At 63.8% G+C, this 18,994-nt stretch carries 20 protein-coding genes; 11 read left to right on the plus strand and 9 right to left on the minus strand.

Going from position 1 to position 18,994, the window contains the following annotated elements; translation table 11 throughout:
- Window positions 1-34: 34 nt before the first annotated feature.
- Window positions 35-412: a hydroxyphenylacetyl-CoA thioesterase PaaI gene (gene paaI / locus ACVT6V_RS29840; RefSeq protein WP_489901066.1), complete on the plus strand. Its 378-nt coding sequence runs from the start codon at window positions 35-37 to the stop codon at window positions 410-412.
- A gap of 44 nt (window positions 413-456) precedes the next feature.
- On the opposite strand, the gene ACVT6V_RS29845 is transcribed toward paaI, so the two are convergent.
- On the minus strand, window positions 457-732 hold the full coding sequence (locus ACVT6V_RS29845) for a hypothetical protein (RefSeq protein WP_489897658.1): 276 nt from the start codon (window positions 730-732) through the stop codon (window positions 457-459).
- Window positions 733-1,155: 423 nt separating this feature from the next.
- Between ACVT6V_RS29845 and ACVT6V_RS29850 the strand changes: the two genes are divergently transcribed.
- The 4 genes from ACVT6V_RS29850 (at window position 1,156) to ACVT6V_RS29865 (ending at window position 3,428) form a co-directional block, all read left to right on the plus strand.
- Window positions 1,156-1,656 carry a hemerythrin domain-containing protein gene (locus tag ACVT6V_RS29850; protein ID WP_489897659.1) on the plus strand — a complete coding sequence of 167 codons (501 nt, stop codon included), beginning with the start codon at window positions 1,156-1,158 and terminating at the stop codon, window positions 1,654-1,656.
- A gap of 24 nt (window positions 1,657-1,680) precedes the next feature.
- Window positions 1,681-2,682, plus strand: coding sequence for a zinc-binding metallopeptidase family protein (locus ACVT6V_RS29855; RefSeq protein WP_489897660.1), 1,002 nt, complete (start codon window positions 1,681-1,683; stop codon window positions 2,680-2,682).
- A 187-nt stretch (window positions 2,683-2,869) separates the two neighbouring features.
- Entirely contained in the window at window positions 2,870-3,067 is a 198-nt protein-coding gene (locus ACVT6V_RS29860) for a CsbD family protein (protein ID WP_489897661.1), read from the plus strand.
- 88 nt (window positions 3,068-3,155) lie between these two features.
- Window positions 3,156-3,428, plus strand: a complete 273-nt coding sequence (locus ACVT6V_RS29865; protein ID WP_489897662.1) for a GlsB/YeaQ/YmgE family stress response membrane protein — start codon at window positions 3,156-3,158, stop codon at window positions 3,426-3,428.
- Between the two features lie 384 nt (window positions 3,429-3,812).
- On the opposite strand, the gene ACVT6V_RS29870 is transcribed toward ACVT6V_RS29865, so the two are convergent.
- The 4 genes from ACVT6V_RS29870 to ACVT6V_RS29885 form a co-directional block, all read right to left on the minus strand.
- Entirely contained in the window at window positions 3,813-5,453 is a 1,641-nt protein-coding gene (locus ACVT6V_RS29870) for an AMP-binding protein (RefSeq protein ID WP_489897663.1), read from the minus strand.
- A 195-nt stretch (window positions 5,454-5,648) separates the two neighbouring features.
- Window positions 5,649-6,077, minus strand: coding sequence for a PaaI family thioesterase (locus ACVT6V_RS29875; protein ID WP_489897664.1), 429 nt, complete (start codon window positions 6,075-6,077; stop codon window positions 5,649-5,651).
- A gap of 131 nt (window positions 6,078-6,208) precedes the next feature.
- Window positions 6,209-6,466: a hypothetical protein gene (locus tag ACVT6V_RS29880; protein WP_489897665.1), complete on the minus strand. Its 258-nt coding sequence runs from the start codon at window positions 6,464-6,466 to the stop codon at window positions 6,209-6,211.
- 48 nt (window positions 6,467-6,514) lie between these two features.
- A complete protein-coding gene (locus ACVT6V_RS29885) occupies window positions 6,515-7,306 on the minus strand; it encodes an SDR family NAD(P)-dependent oxidoreductase (protein ID WP_489897666.1) in 792 nt (263 codons plus the stop codon).
- A gap of 161 nt (window positions 7,307-7,467) precedes the next feature.
- On the opposite strand from ACVT6V_RS29885, the gene ACVT6V_RS29890 reads away from it, so the two are divergent.
- From ACVT6V_RS29890 to ACVT6V_RS29915, 6 genes are all read left to right on the plus strand, one after another.
- Window positions 7,468-8,520, plus strand: a complete 1,053-nt coding sequence (locus ACVT6V_RS29890) for an NAD(P)H-dependent flavin oxidoreductase (RefSeq protein ID WP_489897667.1) — start codon at window positions 7,468-7,470, stop codon at window positions 8,518-8,520.
- A gap of 35 nt (window positions 8,521-8,555) precedes the next feature.
- Window positions 8,556-9,407 (plus strand): PaaX family transcriptional regulator, encoded by an 852-nt coding sequence (locus ACVT6V_RS29895; RefSeq protein ID WP_489897668.1) that lies wholly within the window; start codon window positions 8,556-8,558, stop codon window positions 9,405-9,407.
- Between the two features lie 154 nt (window positions 9,408-9,561).
- On the plus strand, window positions 9,562-10,734 hold the full coding sequence (locus ACVT6V_RS29900; protein ID WP_489897669.1) for a 2-hydroxyacyl-CoA dehydratase subunit D: 1,173 nt from the start codon (window positions 9,562-9,564) through the stop codon (window positions 10,732-10,734).
- Between the two features lie 16 nt (window positions 10,735-10,750).
- On the plus strand, window positions 10,751-12,091 hold the full coding sequence (locus ACVT6V_RS29905; protein ID WP_489897670.1) for a 2-hydroxyacyl-CoA dehydratase subunit D: 1,341 nt from the start codon (window positions 10,751-10,753) through the stop codon (window positions 12,089-12,091).
- A complete protein-coding gene (locus ACVT6V_RS29910) occupies window positions 12,091-13,029 on the plus strand; it encodes an acyl-CoA dehydratase activase (RefSeq protein WP_489897671.1) in 939 nt (312 codons plus the stop codon). Before ACVT6V_RS29905 ends, ACVT6V_RS29910 begins: the two co-directional genes overlap by 1 nt.
- Window positions 13,026-13,535, plus strand: a complete 510-nt coding sequence (locus tag ACVT6V_RS29915) for a hypothetical protein (protein WP_489897672.1) — start codon at window positions 13,026-13,028, stop codon at window positions 13,533-13,535. Before ACVT6V_RS29910 ends, ACVT6V_RS29915 begins: the two co-directional genes overlap by 4 nt.
- 166 nt (window positions 13,536-13,701) lie before the next feature.
- Here ACVT6V_RS29915 and ACVT6V_RS29920 read toward each other — a convergent pair whose 3' ends face one another.
- The 4 genes from ACVT6V_RS29920 to ACVT6V_RS29935 are packed head-to-tail and all read right to left on the minus strand — an operon-like array spanning window position 13,702 to window position 18,641.
- Entirely contained in the window at window positions 13,702-14,547 is an 846-nt protein-coding gene (locus tag ACVT6V_RS29920; protein ID WP_489897673.1) for a PaaX family transcriptional regulator, read from the minus strand.
- Between the two features lie 8 nt (window positions 14,548-14,555).
- On the minus strand, window positions 14,556-16,454 hold the full coding sequence (locus ACVT6V_RS29925) for an AMP-binding protein (RefSeq protein WP_489897674.1): 1,899 nt from the start codon (window positions 16,452-16,454) through the stop codon (window positions 14,556-14,558).
- Window positions 16,447-17,262: an SDR family NAD(P)-dependent oxidoreductase gene (locus ACVT6V_RS29930; RefSeq protein WP_489897675.1), complete on the minus strand. Its 816-nt coding sequence runs from the start codon at window positions 17,260-17,262 to the stop codon at window positions 16,447-16,449. The genes ACVT6V_RS29925 and ACVT6V_RS29930 overlap by 8 nt, the downstream gene beginning before the upstream one ends.
- Window positions 17,259-18,641, minus strand: coding sequence for an MFS transporter (locus tag ACVT6V_RS29935; protein WP_489897676.1), 1,383 nt, complete (start codon window positions 18,639-18,641; stop codon window positions 17,259-17,261). The genes ACVT6V_RS29930 and ACVT6V_RS29935 overlap by 4 nt, the downstream gene beginning before the upstream one ends.
- Between the last annotated feature and the right edge of the window lie 353 nt (window positions 18,642-18,994).

An 18,994-nucleotide genomic window follows, 5' to 3' on the forward strand; every position in this document is an offset into this window, starting at 1 on the left:
CGACTCGTCGACGACCCATTCCATCGCCCGGGCGATGTTCGACTCGGATGTCGCATCGCGCGCGCTCGGTATCGAATTGCTCGAGCTCTCCGACGGCTACGCGCGAACCGCGATGACCGTCACCGATCAGATGGTCAACGGCCACGGGATCACGCACGGCGGATATGTGTTCCTCGTCGCCGACACCACCTTCGCGCTCGCCTGCAACAGCCACGACGACTACGCCGTGGCCGCCCGCGCCGACATCCGCTACCTCACCCCCACGCACGCAGGCGACCGGCTCGTCGCCACCGCCGAGGAGCGGTCTCGTTTCGGACGCAACGGGCTCTACGATGTGACCGTCAGGCGTGGCGACGAGGTTGTCGCCGAGTTCCGGGGCGACAGCCGGACGACGGCGCCGCCCAACAACTGAGCGACGACGGGCAGGACGACTGACGGCCGGGAACGGTCCCGGTCTCAGTCGACCGGTACGCAGACGATCGTGATGCAGACCGTCTTCGGGGCGTCGGGGATCGGGAAGATCGGGACCACGGGTACCGGGACGAGCGGGACCGGGAGTAGTGGCACCGGGAGAATCGGCACCGGGACGTCGGGGACGTAGATGGTGGCCGCTTGGTTCTGTTGCATGACGGTGGCCTGTGACGGCGCTGCCGACGCCGTGGGCGCCAGGGCCAGCGCGGCGGCCGCCCCGAGGGTGACGCCGACCGCTATCTTTCGGATTCTGGTGGCCATGGCTGCTCTCCTCTGAAAGCTCGAGATTGAAATCAGACCACTGATTGTCTGCTGATACGAGTCGCGGAGCCGACGGGTCATTTCGTTGGGGACACTAAGGAATTGGCTCACTGGCCCGCGTCGTGCCACCTGCCTTTCCGGGGCGGACTCCGAATCGATTTTCGCACACCCCGACCGCCAGATCGAGGGAATCGTCATTCGACGAGAGGAGGCGGAGTGGGGCATCGCGTGGCGGCCGCCCGAGGTAAAGACATCGGGTCGACAGTGCACAGCGATACACCGCGACGCCCGGGATGCCGCGGCCGACTGACCACGTGGATGTGCGGGGAGGTTTACCCCGCGCCACGTGTGGGCACTCTGTGGCCGACAGCGTCGCCGGGCAATGAAGCTCGTGCGATCCCAAGCCCCAGGGAAAGGTCCCCGATGTCGACAGATGCCATCGTGCTCCTCAAAGATGACCACAAGCAGATCAAGAAGCTGTTCAGCGATTTCCGGAACGCCGGCCCGAAGGCGACGAAGACCAAGGGTGACATCGTCGCCAAGATCATCGAAGCGCTGACCGTACACACCTACATCGAGAACGAAGGCATGTACCCGGCGGTCCGTAAGGCTGTGCCCGATGTCGAATCCGACATCCTCGAATCCTACGAGGAACACCATGTCGCCGACCTGTTGGTGATGGAACTCGTCACGATGAAGCCCGATGACGAGCGATTCGACGCCAAGGCGACCGTCCTCATCGAGAGCGTCGAACACCACATCGACGAGGAGGAAAACCAATGGTTCCCCGAGGTGCGCGAGGCATTGGGGCGAAAGGAACTTCAGGAACTCGGTGAGGAACTGCTCGAATTGAAGGCAAAAGCCCCACATTCCCCCGCACAGCCGTCAGCATTGAAGAAGACCATCGACGCGATCGTCAAATAGCCAGGGACAGGGAGCACCACATCCATGCGAGATTTCGTCTGCCGGAAGTGCGGTCAACGACTCGCCTTCGAGAACAGCAAATGCCTGCACTGCCAGAGTTCGTTGGGATTCCACCTGGCCACCCGCACCATGTACGTGCTCGACGACAAGGACCGTGCCGAGGTGGACGGCCAGCTCCTCGAGCGGTGCGAGAATTTCCGGCTGGCCCAATGTAACTGGCTGGTTCCGTGGACCGGCGTCGCGACGCTCTGCACCTCGTGCCGGCTCACCCGCACCCACCCCGCGGAGACCGACATCGAGGGCATGGCCGAGTTCGGGCGCGCGGAGACGGCCAAGCGCCGACTGATCATGGAACTCGACGAACTGCGGCTGCCGATCGAGGGACGTGACGAGAACCCGGAGACCGGCCTGGCCTTCGACCTCCTCTCCAGTTCCGAAGAGTCGGTCATCACCGGCCATGACAATGGGTTGATCACGCTGGACCTCGCCGAGGGCGACGATGTGCACCGTGAGCAACTACGTGTCGAGCTCGACGAGCCCTACCGGACGTTGCTCGGCCATTTCCGGCACGAGATCGGCCACTACTACCAGCTCGTCCTGATCGACGACGATGTCCGGGGCCGCTTCGAAGAACTGTTCGGCGACCCGGACGAGGACTACCAGGCAGCGTTGGACCGTCACTATTCCGAGGGTGCGCCGGCGGGTTGGAAGCAGAATTACGTGTCGTCTTACGCCACGATGCACCCGGCCGAAGACTTCGCGGAGACGTTCGCGCACTACCTGCATATCCGCGACACCCTCGACACCGCCGCCGCATTCGCCATGGCACCGGCGGGTTCGACGCTGGACAGCGTGCTGCCCGGCGATGTGGGTTTCGACCAGGTCATCGAGTGGTGGCTTCCGCTCACCTGGTCGCTCAACCAGATCAACCGGTCCATGGGTCACCCCGACCTGTACCCGTTCGTGCTGCCGGAACAGGTGCTCGAGAAGATCCGGTTCGTGCACGGACTGATGCCGCCGACCTGACCTGCGCCGCAGGCTCGCGAGGTGTTGCGGTTCGTACCGATCCCCGGTACGAACCGCAACACCTGCGTGCACGGTGTGGCCACTCGACGGCGGCTGAGACTGCCCGCCACAGGACGGTGATGGTTTCGATGTTTGATCCCCGCGCCGCGGGGGTAGCCACCACACCCGACAACTCAAGGAGAACGATATGGGTCTCGACGACAAGATCTCGAACAAGACAGAAGACGTGAAGGGCAAGGCCAAGGAGGCCACCGGTCGCGCCACCGGCGACGACGAACTCAAGAATGAGGGCAAGGGCGACCAGGCGTCGTCGGCCGTCAAAGACGGCGTCGAGAGCGTGAAGGACGCCGCCGGCAAGGTGAAGGACAAGCTGACCGGGCACTGACCCGCGATCGGTGCGTCAACGCGCAGTCCGTGGCTCTCTTCGGTGACATCCTCTTGGATGACACTCTCAACCATGAAGTAGGTGAAGCATGATCGGAACCATCATCAGTGCGATCATCGTCGGTCTGATCGTCGGCGCACTCGCACGACTGCTCATGCCCGGCAAGCAGGACATGGGCATCATCATCACGATCGTGTTGGGTGCGCTCGGGTCTCTGATCGGTACCTGGCTGACCTACCAGGTCGGCTACAGCAACAGCAACGGCGGATGGGAGATCATCCCGTTCATCGTCGGCATCGTCGTGGCCATCGGCCTGATCGCGGTCTACCTCTCGCTCCGTGGCCGTCGGGTACGACAGTGATCTGAAGCACACGCTGAGCGGTCCGCATCGGATTCCGATGCGGACCGCTTCGTGTCTGGTGGTGTGGGGGTCTGGCAGACTCCCCCGCTGACGTTCGGATGGCCGGACGGTACCGGCCCAACCTGGATCGGATCCGAACAGCCCGGATTCGCCGGGGCGACGTCGCATCGTCGCCCGGATAGGCTGGCCCGAACATGAGCCCGGTCCCGCGCCGTGACACTCGACGTGGGACTCCCAGGCCCGTAAGACACCGGCGACATCATGGGTGACCATAGCGCTGACGGCTCTCACGCAGCACGGTGTACAGACTGCCAAGTGACTTCGGCGGCCCTGACACCGAGACGGATTCGGAACGACTGATCGCCTGTGCGAGCCCTGTGGTGCTCAGCCCGAAACCGGAGCAGTCCTACCGGTCACCTTGTCCGGAACCAACTCACCGGCGACGATCCGGTCACGGATCTTGAACTTCTGGATCTTCCCCGAGGGTGTCATCGGGAGGGCATCCGTGAAGAACCACATCGACGGAACCTTGTGAGCCGAAATCCGCTCGCGGCACCACGCTTTCAACTCATCGGGGTCGGGGCGAACAGCCGGGTCGATCAGGCATATGACCGCGCCGATCTGCTCGCCCCAATAATCGTCGGGGACTCCGACAACCACCACGTCATGGACCTCGGGATGCTCGAAGAGCAAGTCCTCGATCTCTCGCGGATAGATGTTGACCCCACCACGAATGATCATCTCTTTCAGTCGTCCAGCGATCTTGAGGAAGCCCCGTTCATCCATGGTCGCGAGATCACCCATGTGCAGCCACCCGTCGGCGTCGATGGTGGCGGCCGTCGCCTCCGGCATGTCGAAATAGCCAATCATGTTCTGGTAACCGCGGCAGCAGATCTCACCTTGCTCGCCGAGTGCGACCACTCGCCCATCGACGGGGTCCACCAGTCGAACTTCCAGTTCCGGAAGTGGCTGCCCGACAGTGGTCGCCTGATCTTCGGCGCTGTCGGTGACCTTGGTCTGGCTGATGACCCCGTGCATCTCGGTCTGGCCGAAGAGGATCGAGAAGCTGCAGTTCCACGTCTCGGTGACCCGGCGGACCAGCGCCTCGGGCACCGTGGCGGCCCCCGACAACACGGTCTGCATACTGGAGAGGTCACGGGTGGCACTGTCGGGATGATCGAGCAGTGCGATCAGCATCGTCGGCACGAGCAGGCCATGCGTCCCGCGATAGGTCTCGTACGCCTCGAGGACACCTGCCGGATCGAAACCGGGCAGAACCACATAGGTCCCGTGCGCCGACATGGTCCCGAGTTCGGTGACCGCCCCACCGCCGATGTGGTACATCGGCATGGCATTCACACAGACGCCCCCATCGCCCATCCCAGCGCGCTCGAAGACAAAGGTGGCCTCGTTCACTATCCCCTTGTGGTGCAGCAACGCACCTTTCGGAAATCCGGTCGTTCCGGACGTGTATTGGATCTGGACTGGATCGGTGGGCGCGACGCGGGGTAGTCGGGCTGCCGGGTCGCCGCCTTGGGCATATATCTGCCATTCGTCGTCGGGGATGGTCTTGTGCACCGTGTCGACGTCCACTCCGGCGGCCTCGACGATCTCGGCCAGATCCGCACCCCGGTAGGAACGCTGATAGAAGATCCCGACGGCCCCGGACTGCCGCAGAACGTATACCAATTCATCTCGCCGGTATGCGGGATTCGCGGCCACTACCACCATTCCCGCCATCGCGATCGCCTGCTGCAGGACCACCCAGTCGCCACTGTTCGCCGCGAAGATCGCGATGCGGTCCCCGGGCTCGAAGTCGGCCAACAGCGCTCGCGCATACCGCTCGGTGTCCCGCAGGAGTTCCGCGTACGTCCACGAACGACGGCCGGCAGGGTCCGGAACAGCGTCCACCAGCGCCACCCGGTCTGGTGCGGCCGCTGCTGCTTCCCGCAGCAGCCCTGGCAACGTGATGTCCCTGACGCCGGAGCTCGGTACGGCCGGCCAATCAGATGTCGTGAGCTCCATGATTTCTCCTATACGAGGTTCGAGAGTATCCGTCAGCCGGCCGTCGGGATGGATCGGCCCTGGCGTGCTCTAGGTCACATAGTAACGGTCTTACCATTGGTCCGCAACCGGGTTCCGCACTGCGCCGTTCTGCCCGGATGGCGACGGAAGTATTGTGCTGCAATGGGTTCGATCGCATCATCAGGACCTTCACCGTCAGTGGTAGGTCATCGACGCGACGGTGCACAGCTTGCCGTCCCGGCTTCGCGATTCGACCCTGACCACGGCCGAGTTCCTGCCCACATGTACTGGCAGGCAACGAAACACCAGCCGGGCACCCGCACGTCCCGGCCGGATGTACGACATCTGCAGTGCAGTCGGTGTCAGTCCATCGACGCGTGCACCCACAGTCCAGCTTGCTGCCCGCTCCGACATGAAAACCGCGACGCCACCATGGAGTGCCCCGGCGGGGTTGAGACTGAGTCGACCGACATCGAGCAGGACCGCATCGTCTCGACATCGCCCTCCTAACAGGGCCATCACGTCCTCGCTGTCGCGGTCGATGGAGTCAGGTGAGATCTGCACGCCGTTTATCGGCTGATCGGGCGTGAACATCACCCGTTCAACGGCTTTGGCTGCGATCACACCGCGAGAGTTCACGACCTCGCCGTCGGCGACGGCTGATCGTTTGTCGACCGAAACGGTGCGGCTCGCTGATCGGAGCTCAGTACCGTCCACGTCCGGAACGCCCTAGAAGGTGATCGACAAGTCGGTTGTCACCGCCACGCTGCCTCCGGCCGGTGAGCCACCGCAGGACTGCCGATCGAGGTGTCGATGAAGACGCCGAGTGCCCCATAAGCCCGCCGACCGTCCCTACCCCGGAGCCAGTCGCCGGCCGTCATCGCCCCCACCGTGCTGCCGGCGGTCCCGGTCACCGAACGGACGCCGAACACCGCCTCGGGATTTCCCATGACCGCGGTGATCGGCGGATCGACCGCCGGCGCACCGTCCCGGTCTTCGATGACGACGGCCAATGTGCACCTCCCGCGCCCAGTGAAGCCGGACCGTTGCGTAAGACATCGTCAGAACGCGGATATTCCACCGTTGACGCTGATGGTCTGGCCCGTCAGTCGAGCTGCGGCGGGGCCACCGAGGAAGACGATCAGGGCGGCCAGATCTTCCGGCACGGCCACACCGAGATGCGCTTGGGTTGCCGCCTTTTCGAAGAGCGACCGACTGAATCCGTCGCTCAGCACATTGTCCGCGGTGCGGGTTCCCTCGATGAGGGAGGGCGTGACCGCGTTGACCCGCACGCCATTTCGCTTGGCCTCCACTGCGGCGACGCGCGAGAACATGACGATTGCGGCCATCGCAGCACCCAGGGCGCTCTCCCCCGGTGTCGGGACCTTCGCGGCATCCGAGGCGATGTTGATGATGCTCCCCCCTCCCTGCGCCTGCATCAGGGGAAGGACCGCACGCGTGAACAGCATGGGCGGCAGCGCCTGCCCGGTCAGAATGGAGGAAATCGACGTGGCGGGCGTCCGATGCAGCAACTCCGGTTTGTAGGCCGTCGTGGTCGAATTGACACAGATGTCCACCGACCCCATCGCCTCGTACGCGACAGAGACGACGCGGTCGACCTCGCCCTCGTCGGAGGCGTCGGCCGCAATGAACCTGACGTCGACCTCGGGGTGGCCGTGGAGCACCGTCTTCCGCGCCTGTTTTCCACGCTCCTCGTTGCGACCGACGAGCACCATCCGCCTGACTCCTGCATCGGCGAAGCCGAGAGCTGTCGCGAGTCCGACGCCCGACGTCCCGCCGACGATGATGGCGCCGGATTCCTCGTACTTTCGAACCAGTGGGGGCTCTGACATCCGCTTCACCTCTCAAGACAACAATCAACGACTCGCACGCGCCGATCGCGCGTGCATGCCCTCAAGTTTTACACCATAGACAACTTTCTATCTATAGTTGTATCGTCTGAACCTCGTCGAGCATCCGCGGGGCCGCCGGCCCTCAACGTCCTGGAGACAACATGAACCCCATAGTCAACCGCTACACCCAGCTCGTCGAGATCGACCATCCGATCGTTCAAGAAGGGCTCGGCCCCTTCCGAACGCCGAAGCTCGCCGCCGCCGTGTCGAACGCGGGCGGACTGGGCACGGTCTCCATGCCGGGTATGCCCTCAGACCTGGCGGCCGGCGCACGAATGTTCCGTGAGCACATCGAGGAATGCCGATCGTTGACCGACCGCCGGTTCGCGGTGAACATTCCGGTTGGCGTCGACGGCAACGGGGTCGTGTTGCCGTTCACCGACGTCTACATCCGGATGGTGCTCGATGCGCGCCGCGCCGACGCCGAGCTTGCCCGCCAACTGACCGTTCTCACGACCTCGGCAGGGTTCCCCGGCGACTACATCGGGTTGATCAAGGAGGCCGGAATGATCCACCAGCACAAGGTCGGCTCGACGCGGCAGGCCGTCAAAGCCGCCGAGGCGGGCGTCGATGTCATCATCGCCGCCGGATTCGAGATGGGTGGACATGCGCCGAGTAAGGCCGTGCACTCCTACGTTCTCGTTCCCAGCGTGACCGAGGCCGTCGACGTCCCGGTCCTGCTGACCGGTGGCGCCAGAGACGCCCGCGGTCTCGCGGCCGCCATGGCGATGGGCGCCGCCGGTGTTGCCATGGGCACCCGATTCATCACCAGCACTGCGAACACCGATTGGCATCCGGCCTACATTCAGGCGCTCATCGACGCCAAGGAAGGCGATGACGTCGCCTTCGACGGTGTGTACGGACCCTGCCGAGGCCTCAGAAACACGGCATCCCGACAGCTCTCGGATCACGGCGGTCAGGACTCCGGCGAGATCGTCGACGCCGTTGAACTCACCCGCTGGAAGATCGAATCGATGCAGCGTGCACAGACCGACGGGGATGTGGAACACGGACTGGTCCTGGCCGGGCAGGTGGCTTCGGCGATCGACGACATCATCGACATCGCGGAGTTCGTCCCGAGCACGGCCCGAGGTGCGGCGGAGATCCTCCGCACACTCGCTTCATCGCTTCGGACACCGGCGGTTTCCGCGTGACCGCTCAGGCGTGAGCGGCAGGGGCAGTCGCTACGATGTCGCTCATGACCGATCGTGCCGCCGAGTCGGCGGAAAGGCCCGCGACCTCGATCGGCAGCGCTCGATCTGCTCTGATCTCCATCCTCGGTGAGCTCGTCGCGCCATACCGCCAACCGGTACACACAGCGGCACTGCTCTACGCGCTCACCGGTGTGGGCTTCGGAGAGTCGGCGAGTCGGCAGGCAATAGCCCGGGCAGGGGCGTCCGGATTGATCTCCGCCGAGCGTGATGGACGCGAAACGAAGTGGGCGGTCACCGAGCGTACGTACGAGCTCTTTCGCGAGGGCGTCAACCGGGTGTTTCCCGATGCCTCTGCCGGCCGCCGTTGGGATGGCAAGTGGCTGGTGATCATCGTGCCGATTCCCGAATCGCATCGCGCGACCCGCAAGAAGTTGTACGCGGCCTTACGGTGGGCCGGTTTCGGGAATCCGAGCGCGGGAATCTGGGTCACTCCCCACGTCGAACGACTGCCTGAAGCCCAGGCAGCGATCGAGTCTCTCGGGTTGTCGACGAACACGATCTCGTTCATCGGATCGACCGCGACGATCGGGATACCCGAGGCCGAACTCGTGGAGCGGTCATGGGACCTCGAGAAGGTCTCGGCGGCATACGCCGAGTTGCGGGAGCGATTCGACCACCCTGAACAGCTCGCGGGCAAGGAGGCCCTGGTGGCACACATCGAGCTGATCGACGCCCTGCGCCACACCCCTTATATGGATCCGCAACTGCCACACGAGCTCCTGCCTGACTGGCCCGGCCTCACGGTCGTCCATCGGCTACAGGCCCTGCGTGCCGAACGCGCACCCGCGGCGCATGCACACTGGCTGACGATCGCCCGCCTCGACTGAATTTTCCAGGACTCATCGCCCTGCTGAATCCTGCCCGCAGAACATTTTACATTTCTAGACATCTCCACCCTGTAGATGTAGTATTTGATCGACGCCACGATGAGACTTTCCCAGTCCACAGCCACCGCGTCTCATCCACAGCCAAAGGAATCCCGTGAGCGAACTCCACGCACCCTCGATGGCGATGTTGCAAACGGTCGCCGACGACCCCGTCACCTACGCCCACGACTGGAAGACGGGCCACCAGCGCCCCGTGGTCGGGTCCTTCCCGATGAATTTCCCCGTCGAGCTTGTCCACGCGGCCGGCGCGCTGCCGGTGATCATCCAGGAGAGCCGGACGCCCATCACCGAGGGCCGGAGCCTGCTCGCCGAGTTCTACTGCGGATACACGCGGAGCGTCGCCGATCAGGCCGCCATCGGCGAGCTGGATGTGTTCGACGCCCTCGTCGCGGCCGACCATTGCGTCCAGCTGCTGGGCGCGGTCGACGCCATTCGATATACCCGGCCGGAAAAGCCCGTCCACTTCGCACAGTTCACCAGCGCCATGGATGACGCGTGGACGAAACCGCGGGTGGACGGCCGGATCGATGAGCTGAAGTCACAGATCGAAACCGTGACCGGGACAGCGGTCGAGACTGACACACTCTCGGCAAGTATCAAGGCGTTCAACAGGAATCGACAGCTTCTCCGTCACTTCTACGCACTGCGGCGGTCGGGTCGTGCGCGCATCACCGCGAGCGAGATGCAGCTGTTGGTCAAGTCGAGCATGGTGATGGATATCGACCAGCACACGGCCATCCTGCAGACCATCCTCGCCGAACTCACAGTTCCGGACAACGAGCCGGATGACGTCGTCCGCCTGCACATCTCGGGCCACTTCTGCCACGCCCCGCGACCAGAGATCCTCGACGTCATCGAGGAGTCCGGCGCGATCGTCGTAGACGACGATCTCTACACCGGATATCGGTACATCTCGACCGATGTTCCCGAGAGCGAAGATCCACTCGCGGCCCTGTCTTCGTGGTACCTCGAGCGCAATGTCACGACACCGTGCCCTACTCGCGTGACCAGCGAAGTCGATTGGGATACCTACCTTCTGAACTCCATTGCGGCCAGTGGAGCCTCCGGCGTGCTGGTCTTGATGGCCAAATTCTGTGAACCGCACATGTTGTATTACCCAGAGCTGCGCAAGGCACTGGACAGCCACAACATTCCCTCACTGCTGATCGAGACGGAACATGAGGGAATCCCGGTCGAGAAACTGCGTACGCAGATGGAGACCTTCGTCGAGCGAATCCGCCGCCGCGTGGCGCCGGTCGCGGTCTGAACCCAAGGAGTGCATTGTGCAAACCGAGCTGTTCCAGAAAGACAAGACCAACAAGTTGTCCAGCACCCGAGTCGGCGGCAAGATGACCGCCGATTACTGGGAGAACATCTTCACCGCGAAGGAACGCGGCAAGCACGTCGTCTGGTACAACGGGGCCGCCATGAACCCCCTGTTCCAAGCGGCGGGTCTCGAGTGGTGTCACGGCGAGGCATTCGCGGCGCGGCTGGCGGCGCAGCATCTCGAAGAGCCCGCGCAGGCAGCGGGCGCCGAGTACGGGTACATCGGCGAATTGTGTTCATATGCCAGGACACATCTGGGTTGCGCGGTCCTGACGCAGCAGAGTCGCACCGAAAGCGAGACCGGTGTGGTCGGCCTACTGGACCAGAAAGAACTCGCCGCAAAACTGCCCGCACCGGACTTCTTCGTCAACGGCTACGCAGGCTGCAGCACCGGTCAGCAGTGGGATGCGATGACCTACCGCGTCTTCGATCGTAAGCTCCCCGTCTTCAACGTCTCGCTGCCGATGCTGTGGGGCAACAAGCCCGACGCCGGCTACATGCGTGGCGAGGAATGGACCGAGGTCAGCGACTACGCCGAGGGACAGCTCCGCGAGCTGGTCAGCTTCCTGGAGCACCAGACAGGTCGTCCGTTCGACTGGGATGTGTTGAGCGAGAGTATGTCCTACATCAAGCGCGCCTCCGAACTACGACTCGAGGCGATGCAGCTGTGCACTCACGCACCGACGCCGGCGACATACTGGGATTGGGTCGCCAGCATCGCACCCATCAACTTCCTGCCGGGCAATCAGGCTCTCGTCGACTACTTCGCCGGGGTGAAGGCCGAAATAGAGCAGCGCCTACGGGACGGCGTGTCCGCGGTGAAAGACGAGCGCTACCGCGTGTACTTCGACGGGATCATGAACTGGAACAAGCTCGGTTTCCTGACGAGGAAGTTCGCCGAGTACGACGTATCGGTCGTGGCCGGCCGCTACACCCATGAATCATTCTGGCAGGAACCACAACTCATCGATGTCGACAACCCGCTGCGCGGCATGGCGCAACACTATCTGCTATGCCCGTTGAACCACGGGCTGAAGAACCTGCAGGAGCTGTTGCTGCGCCGGCTCGACGAGTACGCGATCGACGGCATCGCCTTCCACTCGACTCGAACCTGCCGGGCCATGACGAATCCACAGACCATGTTGGCGAAGACGGCCGAGCGTGAACGCGGTGTGAAGTCGTTCTTCTTCGAAGGCGATGTCGCAGACGCATCCTTCTACAACGACGAGCTGTTCGACAGCCGCCTCGAGGCGATGCTGGAGGCGATCGACGTGCAACGCACGAAATCACTGGTCTGATGACCTGGTACACGATGGGGGTCGATCTCGGGTCGACGACCGCCAAGGCGGTCGTCGTCGATCAGGACGGCAGACGTGTCGGATCGAGCGTTGTGCAGATGGGCGCGGTCAGCCGCGACGCAGTCGTCCTAGCGATGGATCGGGCGTTGGCGGCGGCGCACGTGGATGCGCAACAGATCAAACGCACCATCAGTACCGGCTACGGGCGCAAGCTCGTACCGGGTGCTGATCGTTCGTTCACCGAGATCACCTGCCATGCCCGCGGTGCCGCCGCCATGCATCCCGGGGTTCGTCTGGTGATCGACATCGGCGGCCAGGACAGCAAGGCGATTGCCGTCGACGACGACGGCCTGGTTGACCGTTTCGCCATGAACGATCGATGCGCGAGTGGCACCGGACGCTTCTTTGATGTTCTCGCGCGTGCCCTGGAAGTGGATGTGAGCGAGGTCGGGGCGCTGGCCATGTCCGGAACCGACGGTCTCGAGGTGAGCAGTATGTGTGCGACCTTCGCCGAGACCGAAGTCATCTCGATGCTGGCCCAGGGCCAGGCGAAGCCCGATATCGCGGCATCCGTGCACAAGGCCGTCGCCGCGCGCACGGTTGGACTCGTGTCGCAGGTCGGCAAGGCCACGCCGACGGTGATGACCGGTGGGGTCGCTCGCAACGAGGCGGCGCGCCACTACCTCGAGAAGGCGCTTCGGCACCCGGTGGAATTACTTGCCGAACCGCAGATCGCCGGCGCCTACGGCGCGGGACTGCTCGCACGTGACGGGTACCTCGGCTCGCTCGGTCACACCGAGACCCGTGACTCGGCAGCGAAAGGGCAACTCACCGACCGTGCGAACGGGATTGTTCCGCAGTGCCAGGGATGCGACGGAAGCCTGGGCCACAGTCACGATCACGAGCCTGTCCCGCTGACCCTGCGGAGCAAGTTGTGACGCCTGTGGGTCTCAACGACTCCACGGTCGTCGTCGTCGACGACGACACCCCGCTCGGGCGTCTCGTGGCGCTCCACTTCGTCCGGGCCGGGTCGCAACGCATCGGCATCGTGAGTGCAGATGCCGCACGCGCAGAGGCCACCGCCCAGGCGGTATTCGCCGCGGCGTCGGGCATGTGGGCGGTGGCAGCGTCGGGCGATCTCTCGTCGGGGTCCGAGGCGCAGCGGATGGTCAACGAACTCTCAGCTTCGCTCGGCGACGCAGACATCGTCGTGACTTTCGGGTCAGCACCCGAGGTGGTCAGTGACGTCATCAGACAGACCATGGTCGACCGGAGCGAGGGAGTCGTGATCCGGGGCGGCGCTTCCGACGGTGACAATATCGATGGAGGCGTGCACACCTGCGCGATAGACCTCTCCGGTGGGCGCGCGCCGGACGAACTGGCCACCGCGATTGTGGAAACCGCCCTGGCGGCGCGAACGTCTCTCGACGCCGGTACGCCCTAGTGGTGTGTCTCAGAAATAGGCGACTGGTCTCCGGCGTTCGATCGACGTCTGGCCGCGTTGTCGTCGGTCGAGATAGCGCCGCTATCACTCCCTCCTCCGCCTTGCCAGACGCCGATCGCTCCACCGGATACCAGTCGCCTATTTCCGAGACACACCACGAGCTCCGCTAGCGAGGAGCAGACTCCTCGACGAGCAGGGCCCAGTACGCGTGCGCCTGTGCCGACCATTGCTCGCGCCGTTGCCGGAAAAGCGCTGCGCCGTCACGGCCGACCCATTCCGACAGAAGCTCCTTTGGCAATTGTGGATCCAACCGCATGAATCGCTGTTGGAGAGAAACCAATTCGACATAGGCGAGAAGCACTTCGGCACCGTCGGAGGGCTCGGTCACCCCGTCCTGGGCGAGCAGCGTCCGATAGCTCGCCGCCAGATCCGTCAGGTCCCACGCTCGCGACACGATCGCCTCATTGTCGAGACCTCCGGCTGCGACACCCCCGGTCACCACGAGCGCGGTGTCGGACAAACCCAGCGATGTCACCAATTCAGCGAGTTCCCGCGCGCGATCTATATGGGGCGTGACCCACACCCCCGGCGTGACATTGCCCATGCCGAGCCAGGTCAGACCTCCGTTGAGTCGGTTGCGCACGGTGCTCTTCCGTTGCGACACCGTCACAGTCAACATCAGCCACTCGTTATCCCACGGCGACGGCCCCGCGAGATAGGCATTCGACCGTTTGATGCCGTCAGCGGCTAGCGCCCGACCATGATCGGCGAGGTGCCATCGTACTGCGCGCCCGATTCGTTCCCGCTCGATCCACTTGGCCGATGCGGCACGCGAGAGAAGTTGCCGGGCAGCGTGTTCCTCGATACCCATCCCACCGAGCAGCTTCATCAGGGCTGCGGTCCACGCACCGTCGTCCGACTCGAACAAGAACTCACCGATGACCGTCAACAGCATCGACCGCGCACTCGGTGGCGGAAGTGGCTGTTGAGCCAAGCGGCTGTACGCGATCACGAATCCTCCTACGGTGTGCCCACCAATTTACCCACTTCGACCCGTGACAGGAACTCATAGGCACTCAGCTCGTCCGCCAAGGATTCGATGTCGACGTGCGACGCCGCATCCGTGGACAGGAGGACCGTGACCTCGCGTCGCAGCCCGGTCTCATCGATATCGATGACGCAGTCGACTGGTGCTCGGCTACAGCTCGACACCACCTGTCGTACTTCGTCTTCCAGGGCCAGGTGGCGCAGAGCGGGCTTCGCGATCTTCCCCACCGGTGTCAGTGGCAGTCTGTCGAGCACCACCACTTTCGCCGGCACTGCCGCCTTCTCCTGAACCGAACTCCGGCAGAACATCAACAGATCGGCCGGTTCTACGTGGCACCCGGCCTCCAGTTGCACGTACGCGACCGGCATCTCTCCTTTTGCCTTGTCGGGTCTGCCCACCGCGGCAACCATCTCCACGGCCGGATGGGTACCCAGCGCTTCCTCGATATCTCGAGGATCGATATTGTGCCCGCCGCGGATGATCAGGTCCTTGCTGCGACCGGACACCCACACGTATCCGTCGTCATCCACGGCACCGATGTCCCCGGTTCGGCCCCACATACCGTCACCGGGTACACCACGCGCGAAGAACTGCCGGTTGATCTGCTCGTCGAGGTAGCCCCGGCTGACGGTCGGGCCACCGACCAGCAGCTCCCCACGCTCACCGGGCGTGCAGTCGCGTACCCAGGACCCGTCGCCTTCGAGGATCGCGGCGCGGACCCGTGCGTGGGGTAGCGGCCGTCCGGCAGAACCGATCCGGGGTTCTTCACCGTCGTTGGGATGCCCGGTGATGGTGCCATGGAACTCGGTGCCGCCCCAGCATTCTCGCAGCCATATGCCGAACCGCTCGTGGAAGCTGCGGATCAGCGCCGTCGAGACGGTGCTGCCACCGACGTTGAAGTCGGTCAAGGTCGTGGGGCCGTTCGGCGCCGATCGGCCGTGGAGCAGCGCGAATGCGGTGGTCGGGGTGGCCATTGTCGAGGTCATGCGGTACCGCTCCACGATGTCCCAGAAGTTGTCGACGACATCTCGGGACCGGAAGCCGCCCGACGTGAGCGTCAGCAACGTCTGCCCGTACACCACGGACCGAAGGGCCAGAGCGATGCTGCCTCCGCAATGGAAGTTCGGCATGCCGTGCCCGATCACGGTGTCTTCTTCCGAGCCCATCAGCGCACCGACGTTCCACGCGATGACCAACTGGCCGTGCTGCGACATCCGCACCAGTTTCGGTGCGCCAGTGGTGCCGCCGGTGGGCATCACCATGCAGTCGCGGTCGGGATCGTCGTCGACGTCGATGCTGCGACCACGATGTTGGTCCAGTGTCTCACCGAACGTGTCGTGATCATCACTGACGAAGAGGATGTCCGTCAGCGTCGGAACCGCTCTCAGCATCGCCGAGACGTCCGTATCCCGCTCGGCAAGGATTTCGTTGGTCGTCACCAGCACCGTCGCCGCTGTGCGCTGGAGGGTGTTGACGAGCGAGGTGAGCTCGAGAAACGGGTTGAGCGGCACTGTGATACCCGCTCGCTGCGCCCCCCATGTCGCGATGAGGCCCTCGGGGAGCATCGGTAACATGACCGCGACGACACTCGGCGCGCCCGCAGCCCGTTCGAGGAACATCGATGCCGCCTGGTTCACCGATTCCGCGAGTTCACGGTAGGTCACCGTTCGCGTCGGGGTCATGAAGTCGGGAGTCTCGAGGTGCACGATCGCCGCCTTGTCGGGGAAGCGACGGGCTGATTCGACGAGACATCCGTACACAGTCGCAGCGGGCAGCAAATGCTCGTGACCACGGCGCTCGACGTCGACGATATCCCCCTGAGAGCGAACCCGGTGCCGGACAACGGCACGCTGCGCGCGCGTTTCAGACAACAGAGATCCCCCCGTTCACACTGATCACCTGTCCGGTGATCAACCGCGAGAGCGGTGATGCGAGGAAGAGGATTGCGTTGGCGAGATCCTCCGGCTCGGTCAATCCGAGCTGGGCCTGCGAGACGATCTTGTCGAAGATCTTCTTGCTGAAATCGGCACTCATCGCGCGGTCGTACGAGCCGGTGTTGACGATCAGCGAAGGCGTCAGGACGTTGACCCGCACCCCGTACCGCTTGGCTTCGACGGCGAGTGTCTGGGAGAAGGTGACGATGGCGGCCATCGCCGCTCCGATCCCGGTTTCACCCGGAGTGGGGACCTTCGCCGCGTCCGACGCGATCGTGACGATCGATCCGTGCCCTTGTTCGCGCATCCCGGCCAGGACTGCTTTGCTCATCAGGATCGGTCCCAGGGCCTGCTGGACCAAGATGTCCGCCAGATTCTCCGGCGTGATGTCGTGCAGCAACGTCGGCTGATACTGAGCAACCGTGGAGTTCACGAGAACGTCGACAGAACCCAGATGCTCATGTGCCTGCCGGACGACGTCGTCGGCGACGCCGACCTCGTTGAGGTCTGCGGAGATGAACTGCACGTCGCATCCGGGGTGCGATGACGCCAACGCGTTCACCGCGTCCTTCCCACGTGCCTCGTTGCGTCCGACGATCACCTGTTTCACGGCTCCGCAGTCCGCGAAGAACCGCGCGGTGGAGAGCCCGACGCCCGATGTCCCGCCGGCAATCAGTACGCCGGTATCACGGAAGTCGTACCCGTCCCGAGGGGTCGGGGCGGTTGTGTTGGGTGCGTTGGTCATTGGGCGCTGCTCGCTTCCTTGGGAGCGACGGTCGGTGCCGCCGCCGGCGTCATGTTATGTTGTGGGGCATAGATCTTGACGATGTAGGTCGCACTCACGGCGCCAAGTGTGCACATGGCCAGGCACAGTGCGCAGACAGTCCACACACCACCGGCGGTGGGCTCGAGGGCAGTGGCGACCAGCGGTGCGAAGCCGGCCACCAACGCGGCCAGCTGCATTCCGAACGAACCCGCCGTGTACCGCACTGCGGCGGGCAAACTCTCGACGACGAATGCGGGAAATATTCCGTTGACCACCGCATGGCCCAGGCCTGCGACCAGAATCAGCGAGACGAACACCAGGAAGATGTTGCCCACCCCGAGCATCGCGAAGTAGAGGAACAGCAACAGAGACTCTGCGAGCAGGCCGAACACGATCAGCCGGCTGCGACTGACCCGGTCCGAGAGCGCACCCCACACAGGGTTCATGAGGACCACGACCAGCGTTGCCGCCGAGACCACCCACAACATGCTGGTACGGGGGATTCCCGAACTGCCGACCGCATAGCTCAGGCTGTAGACGGTGATCACATACCAGATCGACATCATGCCGGCCATGATGAAGGTAATACCCAGGATGGTCATCGGATACTTCATGAGCGCGTCGCGGATCGGCCGCTGTTTCACCTCGACAGACGCGGTCGAGACAGCCGTACGGTCCATCTGACTCTGTTTGAAATCGGGCGTCTCGTCCAACCCTCGGCGGATGATCATACCGACGAACACGATGACGGCACTCAGGAGAAATGGAACTCGCCATCCCCACGAGTCGAACTGCGCGTCCGGCATCAGGGTCACGATCGCGAAGACGATCGTCGCCAGGAGAGTGCCACCTTGAGCACCTGCGGTCGAGAAGCTGCCGTAGAACCCTCGCTTGTCACGGGGGGCGTGTTCGACCGAGATCAGGACCGCGCCGCCGAGCTCCCCACCGACGGCAAGGCCCTGGAGCACTCGCAGCACCACCAGCAGAACCGGGGCGAACGCCCCGATCGTGTCATATGTCGGGAGTAGACCGATGCACACGGTGGCAGCGCCCATGATCGTGATGGTGAGGAGGACGGCCGTCCTGCGACCGTGCTTGTCGCCGATGTAGCCGAACAGCAGACCGCCGACCGGCCGCGCCAGGTAGCCCGCGGCGAACGTCGCAAACGACAGCAACAGTGCCACGTGAGTGCTGACGTCGCGGAAGAACAGATCTCCGAAGACGAGCGCTGCGGCGGTTCCGTAGGCGACGAGGTCGTAGTACTCGATCGCCGACCCTGAGAAGGCCGCAAGGGACGCGCGACGCGACGTCGCTCTCGTGGGCGTCGCTGCACCGGCGACTGGTGGGGGTGTAGGCATTTCAACTCCTGAGGCGGTGGTTGGTGTGACGAGCGAAACGATCGCGACATCGTTGCGGCTGAGCGACGAATGGTACGACCATAGAATGTGATGTTCGTCTCGTCAAGACCCGTTGGATCTTGAATTTAACGAACAGCATTGTGCGCCAGCTTATTCAGTGTCACTGATCGCGCGCGGCACCCGCGTACGATGCGCCGCGTCTCGCCCTGGTCGAGCCGTCAGCAACTCGCATAGTGCCCGAATCGGCCAGGCTCGGCGTAGTGCCAGCATAGCGCCTAGCTGCAACGTTGTACACTTTTTTATATTTTGAGTTGCTTTTCGTATAAAGTCGGAGCATGATCAACCCGTCAGGT

This window comes from Gordonia sp. LMA167, assembly GCF_058130025.1.